This is a genomic window from Tetragenococcus koreensis (assembly GCF_003795145.1).
In the GTDB taxonomy this organism is placed as follows: Bacteria; Bacillota; Bacilli; order Lactobacillales; family Enterococcaceae; genus Tetragenococcus; species Tetragenococcus koreensis.
Genome location: NZ_CP027786.1, coordinates 957,963 through 982,837 on the forward strand (window position 1 = coordinate 957,963; position 24,875 = coordinate 982,837).

At 35.4% G+C, this 24,875-nt stretch carries 21 protein-coding genes and 2 pseudogenes; 9 read left to right on the plus strand and 14 right to left on the minus strand.

Annotated elements, in window-relative coordinates; translation table 11 throughout:
- Nucleotides 1-35: 35 nt before the first annotated feature.
- Nucleotides 36-647 (plus strand): TetR/AcrR family transcriptional regulator, encoded by a 612-nt coding sequence (locus C7K43_RS04445; protein ID WP_124005762.1) that lies wholly within the window; start codon nt 36-38, stop codon nt 645-647.
- 165 nt (nt 648-812) lie between these two features.
- On the opposite strand, the gene C7K43_RS04450 is transcribed toward C7K43_RS04445, so the two are convergent.
- The 8 genes and pseudogenes from C7K43_RS04450 to C7K43_RS04485 form a co-directional block, all read right to left on the minus strand.
- On the minus strand, nt 813-1,529 hold the full coding sequence (locus C7K43_RS04450; protein ID WP_124005763.1) for an MIP/aquaporin family protein: 717 nt from the start codon (nt 1,527-1,529) through the stop codon (nt 813-815).
- Between the two features lie 4 nt (nt 1,530-1,533).
- The gene (glpO, locus tag C7K43_RS04455; RefSeq protein ID WP_124005764.1) at nt 1,534-3,342 is read right to left on the minus strand and encodes a type 1 glycerol-3-phosphate oxidase; all 1,809 of its coding nucleotides are present in this window, start codon (nt 3,340-3,342) and stop codon (nt 1,534-1,536) included.
- A 3-nt stretch (nt 3,343-3,345) separates the two neighbouring features.
- Nucleotides 3,346-4,863, minus strand: a complete 1,518-nt coding sequence (gene glpK / locus C7K43_RS04460) for a glycerol kinase GlpK (protein ID WP_124005765.1) — start codon at nt 4,861-4,863, stop codon at nt 3,346-3,348.
- Between the two features lie 149 nt (nt 4,864-5,012).
- The gene (locus tag C7K43_RS04465; RefSeq protein WP_124005766.1) at nt 5,013-6,449 is read right to left on the minus strand and encodes an AcpB/EbpR/MafR family transcriptional regulator; all 1,437 of its coding nucleotides are present in this window, start codon (nt 6,447-6,449) and stop codon (nt 5,013-5,015) included.
- Entirely contained in the window at nt 6,439-7,755 is a 1,317-nt protein-coding gene (locus C7K43_RS04470) for an NAD(P)/FAD-dependent oxidoreductase (protein ID WP_124005767.1), read from the minus strand. Before C7K43_RS04470 ends, C7K43_RS04465 begins: the two co-directional genes overlap by 11 nt.
- 254 nt (nt 7,756-8,009) lie before the next feature.
- Nucleotides 8,010-9,152 (minus strand): IS200/IS605 family element RNA-guided endonuclease TnpB, encoded by a 1,143-nt coding sequence (gene tnpB, locus C7K43_RS04475; RefSeq protein WP_124005768.1) that lies wholly within the window; start codon nt 9,150-9,152, stop codon nt 8,010-8,012.
- A 15-nt stretch (nt 9,153-9,167) separates the two neighbouring features.
- Nucleotides 9,168-9,573 (minus strand): annotated as a pseudogene (tnpA, locus tag C7K43_RS04480) (IS200/IS605 family transposase).
- A gap of 221 nt (nt 9,574-9,794) precedes the next feature.
- Complete coding sequence (locus tag C7K43_RS04485) at nt 9,795-10,796, minus strand: hypothetical protein (protein ID WP_124005769.1); 1,002 nt, start codon at nt 10,794-10,796, stop codon at nt 9,795-9,797.
- Nucleotides 10,797-11,263: 467 nt separating this feature from the next.
- Here C7K43_RS04485 and C7K43_RS04490 point away from each other — a divergent pair, with 467 nt between their 5' ends.
- Nucleotides 11,264-12,148 carry a fructose bisphosphate aldolase gene (locus C7K43_RS04490; protein WP_124005770.1) on the plus strand — a complete coding sequence of 295 codons (885 nt, stop codon included), beginning with the start codon at nt 11,264-11,266 and terminating at the stop codon, nt 12,146-12,148.
- 84 nt (nt 12,149-12,232) lie between these two features.
- On the opposite strand, the gene C7K43_RS04495 is transcribed toward C7K43_RS04490, so the two are convergent.
- From C7K43_RS04495 to C7K43_RS04505, 3 genes and pseudogenes are all read right to left on the minus strand, one after another.
- Nucleotides 12,233-13,363 carry an NAD(P)/FAD-dependent oxidoreductase gene (locus C7K43_RS04495; protein ID WP_124005771.1) on the minus strand — a complete coding sequence of 377 codons (1,131 nt, stop codon included), beginning with the start codon at nt 13,361-13,363 and terminating at the stop codon, nt 12,233-12,235.
- Between the two features lie 166 nt (nt 13,364-13,529).
- Nucleotides 13,530-14,568 (minus strand): annotated as a pseudogene (locus C7K43_RS04500) (ammonium transporter).
- A gap of 70 nt (nt 14,569-14,638) precedes the next feature.
- Nucleotides 14,639-15,619 carry a CobW family GTP-binding protein gene (locus C7K43_RS04505; protein WP_124005772.1) on the minus strand — a complete coding sequence of 327 codons (981 nt, stop codon included), beginning with the start codon at nt 15,617-15,619 and terminating at the stop codon, nt 14,639-14,641.
- 168 nt (nt 15,620-15,787) lie between these two features.
- Between C7K43_RS04505 and C7K43_RS04510 the strand changes: the two genes are divergently transcribed.
- The 3 genes from C7K43_RS04510 to C7K43_RS04520 all read left to right on the plus strand — a co-directional run bounded on the left by C7K43_RS04510 (nt 15,788) and on the right by C7K43_RS04520 (nt 17,097).
- On the plus strand, nt 15,788-16,159 hold the full coding sequence (locus tag C7K43_RS04510; RefSeq protein ID WP_124005773.1) for a Fur family transcriptional regulator: 372 nt from the start codon (nt 15,788-15,790) through the stop codon (nt 16,157-16,159).
- Nucleotides 16,160-16,189: 30 nt separating this feature from the next.
- Nucleotides 16,190-16,495, plus strand: coding sequence for an FAD-dependent oxidoreductase (locus tag C7K43_RS04515; protein WP_124005774.1), 306 nt, complete (start codon nt 16,190-16,192; stop codon nt 16,493-16,495).
- Nucleotides 16,496-16,599: 104 nt separating this feature from the next.
- Nucleotides 16,600-17,097, plus strand: coding sequence for an FAD-dependent oxidoreductase (locus tag C7K43_RS04520; RefSeq protein ID WP_124005775.1), 498 nt, complete (start codon nt 16,600-16,602; stop codon nt 17,095-17,097).
- 228 nt (nt 17,098-17,325) lie between these two features.
- Here C7K43_RS04520 and C7K43_RS04525 read toward each other — a convergent pair whose 3' ends face one another.
- From C7K43_RS04525 to C7K43_RS04535, 3 genes are all read right to left on the minus strand, one after another.
- On the minus strand, nt 17,326-18,075 hold the full coding sequence (locus C7K43_RS04525; RefSeq protein ID WP_124005776.1) for a DUF4336 domain-containing protein: 750 nt from the start codon (nt 18,073-18,075) through the stop codon (nt 17,326-17,328).
- A gap of 47 nt (nt 18,076-18,122) precedes the next feature.
- Nucleotides 18,123-18,953, minus strand: coding sequence for an alpha/beta fold hydrolase (locus C7K43_RS04530; protein WP_124005777.1), 831 nt, complete (start codon nt 18,951-18,953; stop codon nt 18,123-18,125).
- Nucleotides 18,954-19,059: 106 nt separating this feature from the next.
- Nucleotides 19,060-19,947 carry a quinone oxidoreductase family protein gene (locus tag C7K43_RS04535; RefSeq protein ID WP_124005778.1) on the minus strand — a complete coding sequence of 296 codons (888 nt, stop codon included), beginning with the start codon at nt 19,945-19,947 and terminating at the stop codon, nt 19,060-19,062.
- 381 nt (nt 19,948-20,328) lie between these two features.
- Between C7K43_RS04535 and C7K43_RS04540 the strand changes: the two genes are divergently transcribed.
- From C7K43_RS04540 to C7K43_RS04555, 4 genes are all read left to right on the plus strand, one after another.
- Complete coding sequence (locus tag C7K43_RS04540) at nt 20,329-21,000, plus strand: response regulator transcription factor (RefSeq protein WP_124005779.1); 672 nt, start codon at nt 20,329-20,331, stop codon at nt 20,998-21,000.
- A complete protein-coding gene (locus C7K43_RS04545; protein ID WP_124005780.1) occupies nt 20,990-21,988 on the plus strand; it encodes a sensor histidine kinase in 999 nt (332 codons plus the stop codon). Before C7K43_RS04540 ends, C7K43_RS04545 begins: the two co-directional genes overlap by 11 nt.
- A 110-nt stretch (nt 21,989-22,098) precedes the next feature.
- On the plus strand, nt 22,099-22,866 hold the full coding sequence (locus C7K43_RS04550; RefSeq protein ID WP_124005781.1) for an ABC transporter ATP-binding protein: 768 nt from the start codon (nt 22,099-22,101) through the stop codon (nt 22,864-22,866).
- Nucleotides 22,859-24,874: an ABC transporter permease gene (locus C7K43_RS04555; RefSeq protein ID WP_124005782.1), complete on the plus strand. Its 2,016-nt coding sequence runs from the start codon at nt 22,859-22,861 to the stop codon at nt 24,872-24,874. The genes C7K43_RS04550 and C7K43_RS04555 overlap by 8 nt, the downstream gene beginning before the upstream one ends.
- Nucleotide 24,875: the final 1 nt, after the last annotated feature.

The following is a 24,875-nucleotide window of genomic DNA, read 5'->3' on the forward strand; positions in this document are numbered from 1 at the left end:
TACTATAAATAAAGATCACTAAAGGAGACAAGTAAATGCCTAAAGAAACCTTCCTTAATTTGTCACAGGAAAAAAAACAGCATATTGAACAGATTTTATTGGAAAAATTTTATAATCGGCATATTAGTCAAGTGAAAGTTTCAGAAATCGTTGAGGCGATGCAGATGTCTCGTGGTGCTTTCTATAAATATTTCCAAGATTTAGAAGATGCCTACTTCTATCTTATTCATAAATATGCTATGAAAATCCATGGAGACATCTTATCTTCTATCAGTCAGCATAAACAAGACTTTTTCTTAGGTATCGAAAATTTTCTGATATTTTGCAGTGAATTAGACCGAAATGATCGATATTGGCAAATGCTTCAATTACTTACTCAAAGTAGTCATTCACAAATGACTCAACGAAAGAAATTGTCACCAGACTCGCCCATGTTTTCTCAATGGTTAGATTTGCTTAAACACAACCATTTTGTTATGGACTCTTATGATGAAGCTCTTAGTTTCTTATATTTCATAATGAATTTAGTGATGAACGCTCTTACTGATTGCATTGTCAATAATTGGAGTACGGAAGAGTTAGTTCATGACTTCCACTTTCAAAAAAAATGGCTACTACAAGGAATTAAGCATAAAACTACTTCATAAAGGTCTTTTTACTATTATTCTTACCTGAAAATTTGGTTTGATTTTTAAAACTAATAAACTCGGTGCAAATTACAATTTTACATCTTGAAAGCTCTTCTAGCTAATTTTTCGCAAAAAAATCCTCTATCTAAGATTCTTTAATGTCCTAGATAGAGGATTTTTTATTTAAAATGGAATAAGACTAAATACGCCAGCTGCTACAAGTCCTCCAACGATAGGACCAACGATTGGTACCCATGAATAAGACCAATCAGAAGTTCCTTTATTGGCAATTGGTAAGATTTGGTGAGCGATTCTAGGCCCTAAGTCACGGGCTGGGTTAATCGCATAACCTGTAGGTCCACCAAGGGATAGGCCGATAGAAAGTACCAAAAGTCCTACAAGAAGCGGGTTAAACCCATCAGAAATAGAATTTTCTCCTAAGCTAAGTAAGCCCATAACTAAAATAAAAGTGCCTATAATTTCAGTTACAGTATTAGCTGTTAAGTTACGTACAGCCGGTGCAGTGGCAAATGAACCTAAAATACCATCTTTGTCATCTGTTTCACTCCATAATGGCATGTATGCCAACCATACAAGAGCTGCTCCAACAATACCACCTAAGATTTGTGCAATAATAAATGGTACAACTAAACCAGCAGAGAAATCACCCATAGCTGCAAAAGCAAGTGTTACGGCTGGGTTTAAATGGGCGGGTCCCATAAAACCAGAAATATAAATCGCCATGGCTAAGCCCATGCCCCATCCTACAGTAACAGCGATCCAACCTGCACCTTCTGCTTTACTCTTTTTTAAATTAACACCAGCAACAACGCCGTCACCTAGTAAAACAAGTACAGCTGTCCCTAAAAATTCACTAAATATTTGTAAACTATCACTCACGGTATTAGTCCTCCTTCAACTCTTTCAAATCCGATTCTGCCACTACTTCAGCTAATTCTTTTTGATAATTGGCTTTTTCTTCATCGCTCCATTGATAAAATTCAGCCATTTTGTCAAGCACTGGTTGTTCTAAAGCGTCTAACTCATCGCGAATAAATAAGATAAAGTTTGTGCGTCGTAAGAAGTAGTCAACCGGAGTTAACACAAGTTCCTCATTTAACGCATAATTTAATGAAAAACTATCACGTTGGCTTAACCCTTTGATTGGTTCATCATAAGTCAATACTGTTGGTAAACTTGATCCATAAAGATTTGCCAAGTAAAGAGCGTCTTTTTCATTTAATCCTTTACCTTGTGCCTGTTTAGCTAATTTTTCAATTTCTTCATCAACGTTATCAGGATCAATATCTCCACCAGAAACTGGATATTCTTTAGAGTCAATTAAGTCAAATTGATTATCTAGCTTCTCATTAATTTTCTTTAAAGCACCTTCTGCCATCAAACGATAGTCGGTAATTTTACCACCTGAAAGAGTAACTAAACCGTCGCTAGCTTCTTCCAAGCTACTTCCGCGAGAAATTTGTGATGGATCAACTTCCCCACTATCCTGTGCACTATCTGCTTCTTGGATCGCTTTTTCGACATCGTCTCTTTTAGCACTGTCTTCTAAATATTCTTTTGTGGTGTTTACTACTTTATTGAAACTTTCATCAGAAAGTTTTTCACTGCCGCCACCACCATTATAATCAGAACCGCCATTTGCAGTGATTAATGGGCGTAGTCCTGCCCAACTAGCTTCGATATCATCTAAACTAATTTTAGCATCAGGATAACGGCGGTTAACAATTCTTAACAAGTAGTCGACATCTTCTTGTGTAACTTTTGGATGTTTTAAATCACCATGATAGTCAGTATCTGTTGTTCCAAAGTAGGTTTTGTCCTCTCTGGGAACAACAAAAATCATACGGCCATCGTTTTCACCTGTATCAAAATAAGTTGGTTGTGGAACATTTAATTTTTCTTTATCCACAACTAAATGAACACCTTTTGTAGGACGCATTTGGTCAGATAAATCATCTTTTTTATCTAAGTCACGTACTTCATCTGTCCATGGACCGGAAGTATTGATCACAACTTTAGCATTGATATGGAAAGTCATACCGGTAATGACATCTTGAACATCAGCGCCGTTGACCATACCTTGTTGATCATGTGTAATCTTAACAACTTTGACTTTATTTAATACTCGAGCACCATCTTCATGCGCTTTTTTGATATTTTCAATCACTAGTCGAGAGTCATTGTTACGAAAATCAAGGTAAACGCCGCCACCTTGCAAACCTTCTTTTTCTAATTGAGGTTCTCTTTCTAACACTTCTGACTTATTTAAGGTATAGTTAGCAAATTTGCCGGTAACGCCTGCCAACCGATCATATAAGTCCATTGCTACCTTTGCTGAAAACATGTTAAATGTTGCGCCAGCTTCATCATAAATAGGCAAAAGCATTGGGTCTGGTTTCGGAATATGCGGTGCGATATGTTGTACATTCGCACGTTCTTTTACCGTATCGTTAACAACTTCCACATCAAATGTTTTTAAGTAACGAATACCACCATGGACTAATTTTGTTGATCGCGAAGAAGTTCCTTCAGCAAAATCTTGCATTTCAACTAATGCGGTTTTCATACCGGAAGCGGCGGCTTGTACAGCAACGCCAGCTCCGGTAATCCCTCCTCCAATTACAAGTAAGTCTAGTTCTTCATCTTGAACTTTTTGTATTTCTTCATTTCTTGTCTTATATGAAAAGACCATCAATTATCCTTCTTTCCTTGCACGATGTTTAAATACTCGAGTTGCTTCAACGGCTTCTTGCCATCCTGTATATAGATCATCACGTTTTTCCTCTGTCATTTCTGGTTTGAACGTTTTGCCTTCTTCTTTTAGTTCTTTCAACTCATCTAGATCTTTCCAGAAACCAACTGCTAAACCAGCCAAGTAAGCTGCCCCTAGAGCTGTTGTTTCAAGATTTGCAGCACGTTCTACTTCAATGTTTAAAATATCTGATTGAAATTGCATAAGAAAGTCATTATTTGCAGCAGCACCATCCACTCTTAGAAGTGGGATATCAACATCTGAGTCTTTGTTCATTGAGTCAATAACATCTTTTGATTGGTAAGCAATCGATTGTAATGTTGCTTTTACAAAGTCTTCTCTAGTCGTAGCACGCGTCAAACCAAATACGGCACCACGTGCTTCTGAATCCCAGTATGGAGCGCCTAAACCAGTAAATGCAGGGACTACATAAACATAATCGTCATCGCTCGCTTTTCTTGCCATTTCTTCTGATTTAGGTGCCGTTTCCACCATTTTCATAGCGTCACGCAACCATTGAATGGCAGAACCAGAAACAAAAACGCTACCTTCTAAAGCATAATAAACTTTACCATTAATCCCATAACCTATGGTCGTCAGCAAATTATTTTCAGATAATTGAGGTTTTTCCCCAACGTTCATAACAATAAATGATCCAGTGCCGTAAGTGTTTTTCACCATTCCAGGTTCAAATGCCATTTGACCAAATAAAGCTGCTTGTTGGTCCCCTGCCATACCAGCAATTGGAACTTCACTACCGAAGAAATGATACGTTTCAGTGTAGCCGTAGACTTCCGAGTTACTTTTAACATCTGGTAACATTGCTTCTGGAATATTCAATAAATCTAGAATTTCTTTATCCCATTGTAAATCGTGAATATTATATAGCATCGTACGGCTGGCATTCGAATAATCCGTTACGTGAACATTTCCACTGGTCAGTTTCCAAACGAGCCAAGTATCGATTGTACCAAATAGTAAATCACCATTTTCAGCTTTTTCTTGCGCGCCTTCCACGTGATCTAATATCCAACGAATTTTGGTTGCGGAAAAGTAAGGATCGATCACTAATCCGGTTTTTTTATGAATAAAATCTTTGTAGCCATCGTTGACTAATTGTTCAGCAATATCAGCTGATTGACGTGATTGCCATACAACAGCATGGTAAATCGGAAGTCCAGTATTTTTGTCCCAAATAACCGCTGTTTCACGTTGGTTGGTAATTCCAATGCCGGCAACTTCGCTAGGATGAATCCCTGATTCAATTAACGCGCCGGCCACAACCGCTTGCACAGCATTCCAAATTTCATTGGCATTATGTTCAACCCAACCAGAATCGGGGAAGTATTGGGTAAATTCTTTTTGTGAGCTACCGATTTCGTTTGCATTTTTATCAAATAAAATTGCTCTAGCACTCGTTGTACCTTCATCTATCGCCATAATATATTTTTGTTCTGTCATAATAAAATTTCTCCTTTTCCTTTTTGTGTATACTTTTTGTATACGTTTTCTTTACAGTTACATCCTACCGCGGAACCAACCGTTTATTTTCCCAATTTTTTACAGATTTTTGGAATTTCTGACAAAATCTCATGCTGACAACGCTTACGTCATACTTGACGAACCAATTTTTTTATTTCTTTTAAATCGTACGCTGAACCAAGTTCGGTTATGCGATAAATCGTGGTATTCAAATCAAGCGCTGTATTCGTAATTACCAAATCATATTTTTTCCCAGCTTCAAAAGGTTCGACCACCACCCCATTTAAACTTTTCAATTGCAGCATTAGCATATTTGTCGCAGCTTCCTTAAATAACGCATCAAACTGTAAGGCAATTCCTACATGAACTTCTCGATTGACTTTGACATCAACAATAGTAAGTACGCTTAAATACTTAACCGCCGCCATTGCTAATAAACTATTTTGTTCATTTTGTTCGATTTGTAGTTCTTTACAAGAAAGCGTCAGCAGCTTTTCAACATAAGATTGGATGTTACGCGTAGATAACGTTTCTTCTAATTGCCAAATATTTGCACGGTCATAAGTTTCAACGTCTCCGACAAAAAAGTAAAGTCGAATATGTATCTGAGATAAATGATAATAGCAGGTTGCTTCTAACTCCTTACGAATATTTCTAGGATCATACATTCTTAAAATTGTTTCTAAAATCACTGTGTCACACCAAGCAGAGGGAGTTAAACGTGAACGTTGCAACGAATAAGCGTGAAAATCTTCCTGCGAAAGAACGGACATGCCAATTAAAAATATGAAATGTAGCATTGCCTCTTCTTCTTTAATTTCAACAGCATAAAAACTGAAAGAACGACGAATAATCGGAACTAATTTCAAATATAAAGGGTCTTTTTTATAAGGTTCAAACTTTTCTTTGAATTGGCTAAACTGGGAATCAGGAACTGTAATTCGCTTTTTGGTAATACGCAGCCATAAAAGAATCCGCTTTTTAACTACTGGAACAAAATTTAAATTCAAGCCTCTTTCAAGACTTTCAATAATATGTGATTCTCTAGAAGAACTTTGCTCATACCCTTGCTTTAGATACCATAACAATTGAAAATAAAAATAACGAATTTGACTTTCTTCTCCAATAATCTTCCCTTGCCAGATCCGCAGCTCAAATTCTTTTAGTATTGTATTTAAATCTTTTATTTTGCGTGACAAAGAGGATTCACTGATTTTTAATTCTTGTGATAAGCGAACCGGATTAATTTCTTTTTCTTCTAATAAATATAATAAAATTTGGTACTTTGGTGTACTTAAATAAAGATTTGTTTCCACCTCTTCTAAAGAAAAATCAGGTGCTTTAGAAAAGGTTACTTGAGCTCCATCATATTTTATTTGACAACGATTTTTAAATGGCTCAAATGCTTCAACCAGTTCTTCAATATAATTATCCGTTGACTTTTTTGATAGGTCCAACATTCTACGTACGTCATGAACGTTCATTTGTCCACCAGCGATAATTAACTGTTTGATTAAATAAATTTGCTTAGCTTCTCTTTTTTCTAATAACGCTTCAAAACGCATGACGAGTTTCACTTCCCATATTTATTCGATTTAAAGGCTCCATTACGTTGGTAAATTCTGGTTGGAAGAAATAATCATTTTGCATTAATTCAGCTAGCGTTACTTCATTTTCGATCGCTAAAGCAGCGGTATTAATTTTTTCTAAACAGTTCGTCTGCGATAATAGTTGCATTCCCAAAAGTTTTTTAGAAGCTTTTTCAAAGACTGCTTTGCAATAGATCGGTGTTTTATCAACTAATGAAGCATTTTGTGTAAAAGATTTCGTCGCAACTTCGCCTGAATAGACAAATGCTTCTTCCTCGATTAATCCCGTACTAGCTAGATACCAGTCAAATACTTTGGTTCCAATTGTGCGCAAACCACCTTTAAATTTCATTTGTGTTTGTAATAGATTTTCCGCAGCCACAACTCCTGAGCGAACGGCGTGATTAATTTGCGGCAGATAGGCCCCTTCTTCTCTTATTCTCACAGGACTATGAATTAAATCTCCCACAGCAAAAACATCTTGGGCTGATGTTTCTAAATAATCATTGATTTGAATCGTGTTATCACTATGCAGTTTAAACTTTTTCGTAAATTTCGCCAGTTGCGGATGCACATTCACTGTCGTCAAGACATGATCGCTGGCAATTTTTTGCTCACCAAGCAAAATTTCATATTGTTCATTTTTAGTTACTTCTGTCACAGTCGTATTGAAATGAAAGTGTACATTGGGGGTTTTTTTCAGTGCCGCTAAAAAAGGCTTCAAAAAATCTGGATCAAAGTATTTGAATAACGGATAATCCATTGCTTCAATTAAATGAACTGTCTTATTTAAATCAACAAAGGTACTCGCTGCTTCCATACCAGCTTGTCCAGCGCCAATAATAGCAATGGTAGAAGCATTTTTGATTTGTGCTAATATTTTATTCGATAAATCATAATTTTTAAAACTAGGATCCCATTCATCGTCATCTTCGAGTCCAATATTCAGCGACTTCTGTTCGGAACCATTCGCTAAAATCAATTTATCATAATGATAGGTGTTCTTACTTGTTGTAATTTCATGTTTTTCAGGATCACAATCAAACAACGTTTCTGACAGTTTTACGTTGATACGTTGCTCTTCTAATTGTTTTTTTGTAGTAAATACTGCATCGTTTAAATTTTCAAATTTATTTTGTAAGTATAGCAGTAAACCACCTGGCAAGAATCCCACAATCGGGTTTTTCTCAATGATAGTAATTTCTGCATCAGGATAAAGTTCTCTCGCATGAACGCCACAACTTACTCCCGCAAAAGATGCACCAATAATATAAATCTTCACTTTCGGTCCCCTTTCTATGGATACCCTTTCATAATTATAACATAAAGTATGTTAGTTAGAATGCTAAACGTTTGTCAGCTAAAGTATGCCTTGTGAACTACTCGCCACTTAGCTAAACCTGACGGTTCTTAACGCTTGAAGTGGGAGCTTCTTGGGAAAAGAGCCTACTTGTTCGTTTATTTTTTTACTAACAGCGGTGTCTCTTATTTACCAAGCTATCCCCGTAGTTCCTACGGTTCTTGATGGTATTGTATCTAAGCCAATGCTTGTAATCGCAGACCCTCGGTCAGAATATTTATACTCGCATTGATGTCTCGATCATGGTGTGTATGACAAATAGGACAAGTCCATGCTCGAATATCGAGCGATTTCTTCCCATCCTTATGTCCGCACTCTGAACAGATTTGACTCGATGGAAACCATTTGTCCACTTTGACGATTTTCCGACCATACCAATCCGCTTTGTACTGCAATTTAGTCACAAAACTTGACCATGATACATCAGAAATGCTTCTTGCTAATTTATGATTACGTAACATCCCTTTTGTGTTTAAGTCTTCAATACAGATAATATCGTGATTTTTGATCATTTCTGTACTCAACTTATTCAGAAAGTCGTTACGCTGATTCATTACTTTTTCATGGAGTCGTGCCACTTTTCGTTTTTGCTTTTGGTAGTTCTTAGCTTCAAAAAGATTTGTGCCTTTCTGTTTAGCTAACAAAGCACGCTTTGACAACTTGCGTTGTTCGCGTTGGAGTTTCTTTGCCATTTTGGACGTGAATTGATTATTATCGATTTTTTGACCGTCAGAAAGAATCGCAAAATCCCTAATACCTAGGTCAATGCCAATAGCGGAATGGGTTTTAGGTAACGCAACAACTTCTTCTTTACACAACAAAGAAATAGAGTATTTGCCACTTGAATGATGTGAGATTGTAGCAGATTTTATCATTCCTTTAGGATTCCTATGAAGCTTAATCCTAACGAATGACTTCAACTTAGGGAGTTTGATAAATTTATTATCAATCAGAGCGATTGTTCCGTTTTGATTGTTGGTTGTATAGCTTTGAACTGGATTTTTCTTGCTTTTAAAACGAGGAAACCCGACAGATTTATCATGAAAGTAGTTCTTGTAAGCTTTATCTAAATGGAGTTGGGCATTTGCTAGCGCAAGACTATCTGCTTCTTTCAAGAACGGAAAATCTTCCTTATATTTAGCAGGTGTTGGAAAACGCATTTTTTTAGATGAATCATTCTTCGTTTCTTCGTAAGCTTTCATTCGGTCATCAAGCATCAGATTGTAGACCTTACGAACACAGCCAAAAGACTTAGCAAAGAAAATTTCTTGTTCTTCTGTTGGATAGATTCGGAATTTGTATGCTTTTAGTCGCTCCATAAAGGAACCTCCTTTCTATTTGTGATTGTTTCCTTGGTTTTGAATATATTTCTTAATGACATCCATTGAAGCGTCTCCAGTTGTCAAAAGGCAAAAACTTTTAGACCAAAACGTTTCTTTCCAAAGAAATTGTTTGACTCTTGGAAAGTCACGTTTTATCAAGCGTGAACTGGCACTTTTATAGGCATTAATGAATTTTGTAAGTTCTGTTTTGGGTTGAGTTTTGAACATAATATGAATGGGGTCTTTATCATGATTCCACTCCACTAAAGTAATAGAATACGATTCTGAAATTCTTTCAAAAGTTGCTTTAGCATCATCAGATATTTCACCATCAATCCCTTGTCTACGATGTTTTATTACTAAAACAAGGGGGGGAATAAAGAAGAAACACGGAATGATTATTGGTATCTAATTCCATGTTATATCCACTCATTTCTTATATAGACTGATTATAACACGAGATAGAATAAAAAAGTAAGCATGCCCTAATTGTCGGTTTTCAAGTTACCCTTATACCGGACGGCATTCATCACCCACCTATAAAGGCTGGGCGACTTCTGCCTGAATTACGTTAAACAACAGGATGTTTTTGCTGCGGTACATAATCTTTCATCGTTTAGCTAGCTTGCTAGGTTATTTCTAAAAGGGAAAGATCGTTAGTGTCTCTTCGTTTTGATTAATCAGATGCAGTTCATCTACTTTAAAATCTAGTGCTGTTAATTGGAGAACACTTTCCAATTGATTTTGTTCTTCTTCTGTCCATTCTGCTTTTTGATCAATAGAATAACTTACTTCAGCTTGATTTTCATCAATTGTCGCATGATGGATTTCAACCGTTTCGTTAATACTTGGCTGTCTTGCAACATTGTCATCTGTCACACTCCGCATCGCTACTAACGTCTCAGCAAAGTCGAGCAGTTCTCCATTTTCATCATAGACTTCTTCACCCGCGGTAGCGCCAGTTACATAGTGATATTCTGGATCGTCTGTTTCTTCTGTTGGGAAAAGATAATATCCTCGATTTTCATTGGCATCTACTTCCATCGATTCTATGTCACCAGATTGGCCGATGCTAATCCCTGGTTCATCCCCCACATAGAAATACAACTGTTCTACCCCATAAAGGAAACTGATCTGCGTTAACATTTTTGAAAACTGCGTTTGTTCAGTTGAAGACATACTTGCCATCATTTCATCTGGTGAAAAAACAAGAGTAGCCTCAGTACCATTCTCAATCGTAACATTTTCTAATTCCGACAATACATTTTGCGAGGTCATATCACTTTCCACTAGTGAGTTTTTCATATCTTCTTCTAATGAACCATTTTCTTTTGTTCTGTTGAAGTCTAATGTAAGAATTGCCGGTGTATTATTCTCTAAATAAATATATTCGCCATAGATCAGATAATCCGTTGGCGTGGTCTCTTCTTGATAAGTCGATTCTTCATTTGTAGTCACTTCGGTTGTCTGGGCATCAGTTTCTTGATCCGTTTCCAACGCTGCTTCTGATTCGCTTTCATTGCTTACTTCGGATTCATGCTCCGTATGGGTTTCATTATTTCCCGTCTCATTTGCTGAGCTACATGCTGTAAAAATGAATAAGAAAACGATCGCAAAAAATAACCGGTAAAAGTACTTCATAGTAGTGATCCTCCCTCTAAAATGAATTTGTCGCCAGCTGTTATTAACTAATTGTAAAATACTTATCAAACGAAAGCTTAGGTTATAAAATGAGTTTTCCTGTACCGTATATACCGAATCGATTTCAATAATTTACATCTCTCAGTTTCTTAGTTTAATTATAACATTTTCTGCACTTAGATCTAATCTCCAAAATATTTATAATTTTACTTCTTCATCATGCCACGTTGCAAACGTTGATATGTTTCTCTTTCTTCTTCTGTTAACAAATGACGTTGACTGAATATCTCTAGTCATTGTAGATCATGTGATCCTTTTCTCATTAAAATATTCCTTCCTATTTTAGTAAATATGCAAAAATAGCCGATTTCTTTTTCAATAAAATGAATTTTTGAATACGCTTTTCTTGCAAAAACGTGAAAAATGTACAATACTGAATGTAGAGAAATTTATAAGGAGTGGAGATTATGACAAAAGAACAATTCGATTTAGTACGTTCAAAAGATGGTTTTATTGCTGCACTAGACCAAAGTGGTGGTAGCACTCCTAAAGCATTAAATGACTATGGTATTTCCGATGATCAATATAATTCAGAAGAAGAAATGTATGATTTAGTCCAAGAAATGCGAGCTCGGATTATTACTTCTCCTGCTTTTTCTTCAGAAAAAATCATTGGAGCTATTTTATTTGAAGCCACAATGGATAGAGAAATTGAAGGGAAACTAACTGGTGATTATTTAACAGATAATGGTATCGTCCCTTTCCTAAAAGTGGATAAAGGTTTAGACGAAGAAAAAAATGGCGTGCAACTCATGAAACCGATAGATAACTTGGATGATCTTTTACGTCGTGCTAATGTGCGTCATATTTTCGGAACGAAAATGCGTTCTAATATTCTTTCTTTCAATGAACAAGGGATTCGCGATGTCGTTAAACAACAATTTGATTATGCAAAACAAATTATTGCTGCTGGTTTAATTCCTATCGTGGAACCTGAAGTAAATATTAATGCAGAAGAAAAAGAAAAAATCGAAGCACTATTGAAAGATGAAATAACGGCACAGTTAGATCAATTATCTGAAGAACAAAATGTTATGTTGAAACTAACAATCCCGTCTGTCGCTGGGGCTTATAAAGAGCTAATCGAACATCCAAGAGTTGTTCGTGTAGTAGCTTTATCTGGTGGTTATCCAATTGATGTTGCAAACGAAAAATTAAAAGAAAACAAAGGGCTAATTGCAAGTTTCTCAAGAGCGCTAACCCAAAACTTACATGTTGAACAAACTGAAAAAGAATTTGATAAAGCCCTTAAAGAAGCTGTTGATAGTATCTACGAAGCATCGATCACTTAAAAAAATTACGAAAAAGCTACGTTCTATCCTTTTTGGGAACGTAGCTTTTTTTATTTAATAATGTACACAATTAATAACAAGACCTCAACACTCGCAATTTACTTCACAGTTTTGGCAATCATCCAAATAAAACGATTCATCTTTATAATAAGAAAGTCTCTGTTGATTAATTGATAGATCATTACTTCTTTTAGCAATTTCTTCAGCAATCATCGCAAAACGTTGCCGAAATTTATAAATATAGCAAAAAACGACACCTTGATTACATACACTTGGACCAATTAAAAAGACATTTGGTGAAATTATAGATTCATCAAAGTCATTTAATTGCGCTTCATCCGCTTGATAAAGGAACAAATCAGGAGCTAAAATTTGCGCACCGTTAGTAAAACCCGTACATAAAATAGGCTGGTTTTCTACTTGAAGAGTATGACCATCAGTCGTTATCAAGTTATACTTCTTCGCTTTTCTGCTAATTTCCTTGATAGAAATATCCTGATAAATTTGAATTTCTCCCTTTACAGCTTGATTGGTTTTAAAATCAAAAAACTTTTGCCGCGTAAAAGGTGATAAACGAATACTAGGATCCGCTTTTTTAGCTGTCAAACCCGTGGTGTTCGTATAAAGAGTAACCTTTTTACCTAATTCAGCCAAATTTAACGCGGCATCGATCCCACTTTCATTGCCACCAATAATTGTTTGCTGGTCACCAGAAAATTGGCGCCACGAGTCTACTTCCCCATAATGAATGCCATGTTCTTTTCCACCAGCAATCCAACTTTTATTAGGGAAAGAATACTCTCCCATTGCAAAAATAAGGTATTCAGTAAAAATCTCTTCTTGTATTGTTTCCAATAAATAACCGTTCTTTTTTTTTACAATTTTCTGTACCTTCCTATTTGTAAAAACCGGTAATTGATATTCTTTTGCTGCCAAATCAAGATATTTTGCATAGTCTTTTCCAGATAACCGTTCTTTTCCAAGCGTAAAAGCTGGTGAAGTGTCTACTGAAATAGCATTCAAATCAGACATTCCGAAGCCATTACTGGTAAACGAAGGTGTTATAAAGCGCGTTTCTTGCGGCCAATTTTTAAAACTATTGCCTACTTCATCCTTATCTAAAATTACAAAATCTCGAACTCCTAATTCAGTTAACGTGATCCCCATACCAATACCAGCTGCGCCAGCGCCAATAATAACAATTTTTTTATCCATTTACTCCCACCTTCTGCTAGTTAAAATCTAAATATAATTTACTCCCTTGATTATTCGCATACTTACCATGTTTATATAAAGCAAACGCTCCAGCTAAAACGTAATACCATTAAACCCGAATAGATCCAATTGGGCACAATGCAATGCCATTACAAGCGCTCCATAATTAATCCATACCTTCCAAAACTTCAACTGGATTTAAAAAAATACACAATAAACGATGTAATAACCAACAAATAACAAAACTCCAAATACACACGAAAATCGTACCTGTAATTTGAACAAAAAAATTGCCATTTTCAGCAAAAATCCCAGCAAGTACAGAGCCAACCACACCACCTGTTGCATTCATCCCAAAAGAATCTACTGCATCATCAAATAAAGGATATTTTTTCTGCAAAAAGTTAATTACTATTGGACAGCTACCCCCTACAATCAAAGCAATTAAAAAAGAACTTAATGGTGTGACATAGCCAACAGAACAAGTACTGCCTACTAGGCCCGCAATCATGCCATTCATCAAAGCAGAAATTGTATATTTCTTTTCAATATAACGAGTCATTAAGAACCAACTAATACCGCCACCTAGGAACGAAAGTAATGTATTGAGCCAGATGCTTATTGCTTCAGTACCAAAATAACCGGCCGGTGCCATATTGAACCCAAACCAACCTAAGGTAATAAATAACATACCAACATAGGAAATTGTATATTGCATCGGTTTCATAGTACTTTTTTTATTTCTTATTGGTAAACTCTGAGCTAAAACTAAACTTCCAATTCCAGCTGTAACATGTACTACTAAACCTCCAGAAAAGTCTAGCACGCCCAACTGGTCTAATAAAGCAGATTCTCCCCAGAGTAAATAACAAATTGGCGCGTAAACAACGAATATCCATAAAGAAGAGAAAACTGCTGCATAACACCAACTGCCTCTTTCTAAAACAGATCCAATAAGCATAATGACCGCATACAAACAAAATAATTGTTGCAAAAGCATTTGCATTATGGTTTGCGAAGATAGTTTAGTCGAAAAAAATGGTTTGCTGCAAATTGCCAAAATAGCTGACTGAAAAACCACCAAAGAGCCAAATTACACTTCCTGAAAGAAGAACAATTGTCCCTAATAACAGGGTATGCTGAATATATTTCTGTTGCACAAAGCCAATATAATACAGTACTACACCAAAAACCATTAACCACATAAAAATAAAACATAACCAATTAAATAATTCGTCCATGGTCCCCCCTACCCGCTCATTAAAAGTCCCCATTTTAATTTATTAACATTTCTCTTATGTTTTTTTCTGGTAAATTTTTACCAATCAATACGATTTTTGTCGCAGGATCATTTCGCCACTCTTCCCCTTCCTCTATACGAAAGGCCATATTAACGCCTTGAAGTATTAGTTGCTTTTCATTTCCCTCAATATTTAAAATCCCTTTATAACGCATCAAATCCATACCATATTTTTGAATTAAAATTTGGATCCATCGCATTATATGTTTTTCAGAAAAAGAATCCTCGGAGTGAATCACAAAACTATTCACCGGTGTGTGAACATGGTCATGATAATGATGCTCATGATTTTCCATCATATGTTCAATATCGTTTTCGATTTCACTATTTTGTTTAGACGAATGGTCAAAAAGATCTAGTCCGATCAGATCTGAGTATATTTCATTAAAATTCAATTTCCACTTGTCAACGAAAGGGTTAATCGCTTCTAGTTCTTTTGCTATCTTTTTTGTTTCTTGCGTGGATACTTGATCCGTTTTTGTAAGCAGCAGTTTATCAGCAAAAGCTACCTGCTCTACTGCTTCTGTATAGTTTTCAAGTTGATAATGAGCATTTTTAACATCAACAAGTGTCAAAATACTATCAATCACAAAATGCTCGCTTAAAACAGGCGTCCGGATGATTGTCTGAGCAATCGGGCTTGGTTCAGCAAGCCCACTCGTTTCAATGATGACACGATCAAACCCTGAGGGACTATCTTTAGCCACAGATAAAATCGCTAAAAACATTTCCGCTAAATCTTCTCGAACCACGCAGCACATACAACCATTACTCAACTGAAAAATTCTTTCCCGTTCATCTGACAAAATTAATTCATGATCAATACTAGTATCACCAAATTCATTTACGATGATTACAACCTTTTCTTCTCCTTTTGTTTGCATTAATTGATTCAATAACGTTGTTTTTCCAGAACCTAAAAACCCCGTTAATATCGTAACTGGTATAACGGACATGCTCATTCCTCCTATATTATAAATGTCTAATACTGCGTTCGTTTTTGCGAATCATTTGCAAGTATTCTACACTAAGCAATCCAACTCCGTCAACAACTAATTGCAAATCATTTGCAATTAGTTTATAATTATCGTACATTGAAATCCTAAAAAAGAGGTAAACACATTATGCGAATGACAAAACAACGCAAAGCGATTGTTGAAACCCTTAAGCAAAATAGTAACAAAGCATTGAGTGCGGAAATGATCTATCAAAAAGTTGAGAGTGAGAACTTAAACTTATCTACGGTTTATCGCACCATGGATAAGTTAACGGAAGCTGAATTGATACATAAAACTGTCGTTGGTACTGTCGCTTATTTTTATTTAGCAGAAAATGAGCACAAACACTTTATGATCTGTACAAATTGTCAAAAAATGATACCCATTGGTTGTCTCATCCAAAAATTCCTTCCTGACTTAGCTGAAAAAAATCATTTTAAGGTAACTGGTCACGATATTACCATCTTTGGTCTATGTGAGGAATGTTCTGTTTTGTAACAAAAATAATTGCCAATAAGGAGTATTTCTATGCGTTACGTTTGCATCATTGTTGGTGGCGGACCTGCTGGTTTAAGCGCAGCATTGGTTTTAGGTAGAGCAAAATTAAATGTTTTAATTATTGATAATAAAAATCCACGGAATCAAATAACTCATGAATCACACGGTTTTATTACTAACGACAGTCTTTCACCTCTTACTATCAGAGAAAAAGGCAAAAATGATTTAGCTAAATATCAAAATATTCACTACCTCGAAAATACTGTAGAAGGAATAACTGACCAAGAAACCTACTTTGCCGTAAAAACGGTAAAAAATTTATATGAAGCCACATGAATCGTAATTGCAACTGGGCTCAAAGAAGTATTACCTGAAGTTAAGGGATTAGATTCTGTATACGGGGAACTTTTTTCAATTGTCCTTTTTGTGATGGCTGGGAAATGAAAGATCGGAAATTAGCAATTATTGCTGGACAGGAAGAGCAACTCCTACACTTTGTCCAAATGATTTTTCATTGGAGCAAGCAACTGTCTGTTTTTACAAACGGATTACTTGTTTCAAAAATAATTAAACCAGTTCTTGAGAAACATGAAGTGAAGTTATTTGAACGAAAAATTAAAACAATCGAAAATGATACTCAACAATGCACGATCCATTTAATAAATGGACAAAAAGAAGTTATTGATGGTGGCTTTTTGATGCCTGAGCTCAAACCAAATTTAAACTTTGCTAAAGACCTTTCATTAGAATTAAATGACAGGGGAAGAATATACACCGATGAATTTGGTCATACGTCACACAGAAATATTTATGCTACGGGTGATATTAACACAACTTTTGCTGAACAGCTTGTTCACGCAGCAAGTTCTGGGAGTAAGGTTGCTGCTGGGATCGTTAGAGAAATTGCTTCATCTAACTTTGATTTCCAAACTAAATAATGATTTCAATTTAAGTCCAAAATAATTTAAAATAGACAAATATACAAGAAAGGCTTGCTATTATCAGTTTAAGTAGCAAGCCTTTCTTGTAGAACATATTTACTTATAGGACGCTGATTCCTTCAAACCTAATTTGTCCAGTAGTTCTCGGTTTTATTGTTTTCACTTAAATATTTCGAAAACAATTCCGATAATAGCTATGATTCCAAGAATAATTCCTGATATAAGTCAGCTCTCCAACCAACGAAACGCTCGTTTTAATTCCTCTGTTCCATTTTTATCGTACCAGCGGCCGTGAGCTAAGATGATTTTTTCAGGTTGCCAATCAAGCATCTGTTCATAACATTGTCGAGCTCTTTCTTTCTGCCCTAGAAAAGTCATTCGTAAGTCAATTGGCGTTTTACCATCAGGATCAGCAATCCCCGCGAATTTATGCACACTTTTCCAAAAATAGCCTGTCGTTTGTGGAGTTTCAAAGTTTTCAATTAAGTCCGTTAAAATTAATGTTTGGCTGCTTTTATGAAAGAAAACCACTTCTTCAATAGCACGGCTTCCTTTGAATATGAGTTGTTTAATCTCATTTTGCCAATAAGATGGTGTCTCATCTTCCAGCGGATAATCAAAGCTGACCTTTATATTTTGTGAATAAGCGCGTTTTTCTACACCTGGACTTGACCATGCAATTGCATTGGGATAGTGTTTTTTCCATTCTTTGATATAGGCATAATGAATTTTATTCGGAGAAATCAGATGTTTTACCTCCCCTAGTTGGTCGATTTCTTTTAATAATTTTTCATTGGGTTTAATAGGTGAATGACACCACAACGTTTGATCATTTAATTTAATAATGGTCATTCTCGTTGAAAACGGAATACCAAATGCTAAAACATTCATTTTTATCCGGTCTCCATCAACAATCCAAATATTATCGGCAACTTTTTTTAAGGTATTCAGTGGTTCGTAAATCGGGATGGTCATAATGATCCTCCTTTAGATGTCAAAATTTTGCTATATCGTTCAAAGACTCAGTTATCTATTGAATATTTAAACCGGTCCAAGAAATTTTTTACATAAATTTTGTTAAATTCAAAGTTGTCTATGAATAAGTTATGACCGCCATCACTAAACAGACTAATTGTTGCATTAGGAAAATTTTTGAAATAATCAAATTGATCCTCAAAGCCTACCACGTTATCATACCTTCCCAGCATAATAGTTAACTGAGTTTGTTCACTTATAGTTAATGTATCTTCAAAAGAAAATTTATAGTATTTTTGATTTTGTCTCTGAACATTTTCCATGAACGCTTGATTCGTTTTTTCGATTCCAGGAATAATTGTTATATTATACAAATCCCAGCTTTTTCTATTAATACGCGTATTCATTTCTAAGTAATCATCATAGTACTCTTTGTTTTTTTCTACGATAAATTCTTCTTCAATGATCGTTCTCCCATTTTCAACTCTTCTTTTGTGGGTTTCCCCATAAACAACTGGACAAGTGAGATATGCGCCTTTAATTTTTTCTCTCAACTGATGCATAATTCCTAAACATAAATAGCCACCGTATGAATGTCCGAATAAAATAAGGTTATTGGCAATCTGCTTTTTCTCGATAAATTTCGTTAGATATTCCAAAATATCATCTGAACTTTGGATGTCTTCACTCGCATCTGAATCGCCCATCCCAGGTAAATCTAGATAAATTCTCTGATGTTGTTGTAATTCAGAAAAAAATGGTTCATAAACTTCTTCCATACTCGTTTTATTTAGTCCATTTCCATGCAAAAATAAAATCGGAGTTCCTTTACCATAGATAGAATAATTTAGATGATTATCAAAAATTTGTATTTTCATGGCTATCTCCTGTTTCGTTCATTGTTAGCTCTTAGTATAGCATCTTTTATTCATTTTCTTAGCCATCTATTTTAAAGTTGAGCTGAATGAAATTTGTACAATTACTTTAAAAAGTAATAACAACCTTGCCGTTATTTCCGCTCTGATTAGCATGCTTCAAAGCGGGTTGAACGTCATTTAACGTGTAGTTTTCAGCAATTCTTGTTTGTAGCTGCCCTTCTAAAATTAAATCAATTATATATTGTAAATCTTCCTGACTAGTACGCACATAGTTGTGTTCGGCAAATGAAGCGTGCTCTTCTACTTCGCTACTAATCGCATCATCACTGATCGTTGTCAATTTTCCTTCTGGAGCGATTATATCTGTTCGATCCAAAATCCCCGCTGTATCAAAGACAGCATCAAACGCTGGAAGTTTTTCATCACTTGTATAGACATTATCCACCGACCATTGCTTTACAATTTCTTTTTGGGAATTATTTCGAACGAGACCAGCTACAGGAATGCCTTCTTGTTTGGCAATTTGAATAGCGTACCCGCCGACTGAACCTGTCGCACCAGTTACTAGTAATGTTTCGCTTGGCTCTAGCTGTAGTTTTCTTATGGCTTGTAAAGCTGTTACTGCTGCTAATGGAATACTTGCGCCACTGACAAAGTCTATTGCATCTGGTAATTTTACCAATTCGTTTTCTTCGATTGCAACAATTTGTTGCCAACTACCTTGAGGATGCATAGCTATCACACGATCTCCTGGCTTGAATTCAGAATCTTGGTCAGCTTCAATCACAACACCTGTGACATCCCAACCAAGTACTGCAGGAAATTGACTAATTTTTTGAATCGTATTGGGTGTCATATGCTTGATATCTACCGGATTGATAGAAGAAGCAACAACTCTAACTAACACTTCATTTGCACTTCTACTTGGAGAAGCAATCGTTTGTATTTTTGCTACCTCAGGCCCTCCATAGTCTATAACTTGGATTGCTTTCATACAAAACATCCTTTCTTTCATTTAATTTACTATTTGTCTGATTTTAGTATATCTTTCTACTAATAAAAAGTCAGTTAAAACGTTTATTTGGAGTTATTGGAGGCAACTTCGTTGATGTACCTCCAATAATTTATAAATTGGTGGCACATCAAGAAAGGTAACCCCAATCTCTAGAATATTGGTGGCACATTTGTGTGATATGCCACCAATAGCGTTATTATTTAGTTAATTTTCCAAACATGAAGAGACCTTTCTCTTTTTTCCTAATTGACTGACAATACATACAATTTTGAACTTCACTTATTAGACAGAGTCCTCTATTTAAGGCATACTAATAGAAAATAACTCGTTCTTAGCGACTTACTAAAAGAGGTGGCGTAATTGAAGATATTTATTGTTGAAGATGATCAAGTAATTGCGAACAAAATCAAACAATACTTGGGTAGATGGAATTATGAAAGCCTGATAGTAAAAGATTTTCAAAATGTATTATCAGAGCTTGTTACCTTTGATCCGCAGTTAGTATTATTAGATATTACTCTCCCCTTTTTCGACGGTTACTATTGGTGCAGTGAGATTAGAAAACTAACAAACATCCCTATCGTTTTTATTTCTTCTGCGGTAGACAATATGAATATCCTTCGAGCGATCGAACTAGGTGCAGACGATTATATTACGAAACCTTTTGATTTGGAGATTCTTAACGCAAAAATTCAAGCAATTCTCCGTCGTACTTATGATTTCGGCGAAACCAGCCATTTATTAGAGCACCATGGACTAATTTTTAATAGCAATAATTTCACGATTTCTTACCAAGATCAAGAAATGGAACTGACCAAAAACGAAGCAAAAATTTTTCAAAAGTTAATGGAAAATAAGGATAGCATTGTCACACGTAAAAAACTAATGCTCTATCTGTGGGAATCGGAAAGTTATATCGATGATAGTGCTCTTTACACAAATATCAACCGGTTAAGAAAGAAACTGACCCAAATGGGGCTAAGAGACTTTATTACCACTAAAAAAGGAGAAGGTTATCTCATTGAAAGCTAAAACTCGCTTGTTTACCCAATACCTACTCAATCGAAAATATTTTCTGATACTCTGCTTTTTATTCGCTATTGTAAATCTCCTAGTAGGTTATGTATACCAGCTTCCTTTAGAAAGAGCCTTATTAGCAATTGCAATTTGCGGATTTTTGACCGTCATCATAGGCGCTTTTGATTTTTACCAATTCTATGAAAAACACACCAAATTAGCATCGCTATACAAACAAGAAGTCATTGACCTAAAAAAATTGCCTGAAGTAAAGAATTTAATTGAAAACGACTATCAAGAAGTTGTTCAAAAAATACAAGAACGACTTCTGAAACTAGAAAATGACTCCGCCCAATCAGAACAAGAAATACTAGATTATTTTACGACTTGGGTTCATCAAATCAAAGTTCCGATTTCAGCGCTCCATCTGATTTTGCAAGAACATGATCAAGAAAATTCTGATGAAATGGAGGAACAATTATTTAAAATCGACCAGTATGTTAACCTCATTTTACAATATGTTCGTTTAGGAAGTTCTTCGACTGACTATCATTTTCAAGAAGTCAATTTAGACGAATTAATTCGAGAAAACATCAAAAAATATGCTCCTTCTTTTATTCGAAAAAACTTAGCATTACAATATGAACCCACAAATTTTTATCTCATTACGGATCCAAAATGGCTTGGTTTCGTGATTGACCAGCTACTATCCAATGCTTTGAAATATACGAATAAAGGAGCTATCACTATTTATTTAGAAAAACAAGCATTGGTAATTGAAGATACAGGTATCGGGATTTTACCTGAGGACCTCCCTCGCATTGGCAAGCGTAACTTTACTGGGTTTACTGGTCGAAAGCATAAAAACGCAACTGGTATTGGTTTTTATCTTTGCAAACAGATCGCACAAAAATTAGGGCACAGCATCATCTTGTCTTCTGTTCCAAAAAAAGGCACCAAAGTTTCTATCCAATTTGATGAACAAGATATCTTAACTAAATAATGCAATCTAACGAAAATGTTAGAAAACAAAGAGAAGTGTCAGATTGAAATATAGAAAGGCAGTTCTCTTTTTTGCTATGGTATATATACAGCAAGGAAGGAGAATTTGCTATGACACTTTTACAAGTACAACAATTAAAAAAAGTATACACAAATCGTTTCGGAGGAAATAAAACAGAAGCTTTATCTGGCATTTCGTTTTCCGTTGACGCAGGAGATTATATCGCTATTATGGGTGAATCTGGTTCAGGGAAAACCACTTTATTAAATATTTTAGCTGCACTCGACCAGCCGACAAATGGTAAAGTTTTATTAAATGATCAAGATATTGGCCGAGTATCGGAAAAAAATATTTCTAAATTTCGTCGTGAACATCTCGGATTTGTATTTCAAGATTTTAACTTATTAGACACTTTTTCTCTAAAAGATAACATCTTCCTTCCCTTAGTATTATCTGGGAAAAAACATCCTGAGATGGAACGTAAGTTAAATCCAATTGCTGAAAAATTAGGTATCCTCCCTCTTTTGGATAAATTTCCTTATGAAGTATCTGGAGGTCAAAAGCAAAGAGCGGCTGTTGCAAGAGCCTTAATTGCAAGTCCTGAATTAGTTTTAGCTGACGAACCTACCGGCGCATTGGATTCAAAATCTACCAACGAATTATTAACTCTTTTCAATCAAATTAACAATGAAGGGCAAACAATTCTGCTGGTTACACACAGTGTTCAAGCTGCTAGTCATGCCAAACGGGTATTATTCATTAAAGATGGGAATGTTTTCCATGAGTTACACAAAGGTGAAGAAAGCAACGACCAGATGTTGCAAAAAATATCTCATACACTCACTGTATTGAGTTCAGGAGAAGATCGTTATGCATAATGGATTTTACTTAAAGTTAGCCTTACAAAGTATGCGACAGAATAGCCAGCTTTACTATCCGTTCATTATTTCAAGTATTGGAACAGTCATGATGACCTTTGTTATCCAAGCCTTAACTACAAATAGCGGCCTTTCGCAAATACCTGGAGGAGATAACTTACAAACAATTCTAGGGTTAGGTTATGTCGTATTGATTCTATTTTCGACTATTTTTTTATTTTACATGAATAGTTTTCTTATGAAAAATCGGAAAAGAGAATTTGGGATTTACAATATTTTAGGTATGGAGAGAAAACACATCACTAAAATCCTTGCTTATGAAATAGCCTTTATCTGTTTTATTAGCTTAACCATCGGCTTAGTAGCAGGAATTTTATTAAATAAGCTTTCTACCCTCCTAATACGTCGCATGTTAGGCGCTTCTGTCTCTTTCGGCTTTGAGTTTTCCAGTCAATCTGTTCTTTGGACACTTTGTTTCTTTCTACTCATTTTTCTTGCGATCCTACTTTCAAATATTTTTCAAATTCGGCTCGCCAATCCAATTGAATTATTGCGCGGGAGTAATGCTGGAGAAAAAGAACCAAAAACAAAAATAGTATGGACTCTTGTAGGCTTGTTCCTTCTAGGAGTTGGTTACTATTTAGCATTGACAATTCAATCTCCTATTATGGGTATGAGTTTAGTATTTTTAGCAATTTTAATCGTTATCGCTGCTACCTATTTGTTGTTTACAACTGGAACCATTACATTGTTAAAATTGCTTAAAAACAATAAGGATTATTATTATCAGAGCAAACACTTTATCCCAGTATCAGGAATGCTTTATCGAATGAAGAAAAATGCAGTGGGCCTAGCTAATATCTCCATTTTGTCTGTAGGTGTTATTTTGATGTTATCAATCGCAGTATCTCTATATCTTACTACTGACGATGCCGCAAATTCGCAATATCCAAGTGATGTTGTCTCTGAAATACGAATAGAAAATAGCAACCGTGAGAATGAAGCAGCAACCAAGGAAAAAATTAATGAGTCGATCGAACAAACTTCTGAGAAATTAAGTATAGCGGTAAACGATCAACGTTCTTACGCCTATTTAAACTTCCCGGCACTCTTAAATCAAAGCCGTTTTGAGGTCACTGAGGACGTGTATGCCTCTCAAGCAAGCCAAACTCCAGCTAGACTCTATTTGGTTGATCAAGAAAACTATCAAACAATTTCTGGAGATAATCTGAATTTAGCAGATGATGAAGTAGCTGTTCATGGTACAGTAAAAGATTATACCGAGGACACTTTAACCATCTTAGATCAAGAATTTACTGTACAACCAGTAGAAGATATCGATGAATTTGCCATTGGTAATGAAACAACTAATGTAATGAATGATAGTTACTATATCATTGTAAACTCTCCAGAAGTTCTTGGCGACATTGAAAAAGGGCAACAAGAAGTGCTTGGAGATTTGGCTTCTAGTATTAGTGTATTTACTCAGTTTAATTTAGAAAACGCGTCTAGCCAGCAAGAAATCAACTTTTCAAATAGTTTCAGAAATAAGTTAGAAGAAAATGATTTAGTTATTGGTAATGTTGATACACGAGTCGAAGCAAATGGAAATTTACGTGCTCTCAGAGGCGGTGTTTTGTTCCTCGTACTGAGCTTAGCATTGTTATTGTTAATGATGACGATTTTAATTATTTACTATAAACAAATTTCAGAAGCTTATGATGATAAAAAACGTTTTAAGATTATGCAAAATGTTGGGTTGAGTGATATTGAAATTAAACGAGCCGTTCACTCTCAAATTTTAAGCGTCTTTTTCTTACCAGTATTGATGACAGGACTTCATATACTCGCAATACTGCCTTTAATGAAAAAAACAATGGTTTTAGTGATGTTAAATCAAGTAAATTTATTTCCTGTTAGCCTCTTGATTGCATTTCTTATCTTTTTAGTTGTCTATATATGTATCTATCGTATTACTGCTAGAACCTACTATAAAATTGTGAAATAAT